The sequence below is a fragment of the Tsukamurella sputi genome (assembly GCF_007858445.1).
GTDB classification, from domain to species: domain Bacteria; phylum Actinomycetota; class Actinomycetes; order Mycobacteriales; family Mycobacteriaceae; genus Tsukamurella; species Tsukamurella sputi.
Window position 1 is genome coordinate 1 of the sequence record NZ_VIGV01000021.1, and the last position, 1,058, is coordinate 1,058.

Sequence of the window (1,058 nt, forward strand, 5' to 3'; positions counted from 1 at the left end):
CAATCACCACCGACCACATTCCGGCATCGGCGGCCAGACCCCGATCGAACGGCTACGCGTTCACAACGTCCCCGGCCTCAACAACTAGGCGCCCGCGACCAATCCGCAGAGTGCAGCCGCTGTAGCCTCGGAATACTTGCCTCCATGGACCTGTGAGGCGTCGGCGTCGATCGGGACTGGTGCACGGTTAGGTGACATCTGATCTGGCTTGCCCCGGGAGGGCGGCCTGGAAGGATGACTACTGTGCCTAAGCCTTATCCGAAAGAGTTCCGTGATGATGTGGTCCGGGTTGCCCGGGATCGTGAGAGCGGTGTGACGCTCGCGCAGATCGCGAAGGACTTCGGGATCCATGAGATGACGTTGCAGAAGTGGATGCGACGCGCCGACATCGATGACGGCAACAAGCCTGGGATGACGTCGGGGCAGTCGGCGGAGTTGCGGGAGGCCAACAAGCGAATCCGGTTGTTGGAGCAGGAGAATGAGGTCCTGCGCCGGGCCGCGGCGTATCTGTCGCAGGCGAACCTGCCGGGAAAAGGTTCTACCCGCTCGTGAAGGAGCTCGCCGCCGACGGAATCCCCGTCGCGGTGACGTGCCGGGTACTCAAGCTCGCCAGACAGCCCTACTACCGGTGGCTCAAGGAGGCGGTCACCACCGCCGATCGGGTCGCGGCCGCGCGGGCGAACGCCCTGTTCGATGCGCACTGCGAGGACCCGGAGTTCGGGTACCGGTTCCTCGCCGACGAAGCCGAACACGCTGGTCAGGCGATGAGCGCGAGGACGGCGTGGCGGATCTGCTGCGCCAACGGCTGGTGGTCGAGCTTCGGTAAGAAACGTGGGAAGAACGGTAAGAAGCCGGGGCCGCCGGTGCACGATGACCTGGTTGAACGCGACTTCACCGCCGACTCCCCGAACCAATTGTGGTTGACCGATATCACCGAGCACTGGACCGACGAAGGCAAGCTCTACCTCTGCGCGATCAAGGATGCCTGCTCGGGGCGGATCGTCGGCTACAGCATCGATGACCGCATGCAATCCCGTCTCGCCGTTGCTGCGCTCAAC

1 pseudogene is annotated in these 1,058 nt (G+C 64.0%); it reads left to right on the plus strand.

Features of this window, described 5'->3' with window-relative positions:
- Window positions 1–243: 243 nt before the first annotated feature.
- Window positions 244–1,058, plus strand: a pseudogene (locus tag FK268_RS25155) (IS3 family transposase); the annotation flags it as partial.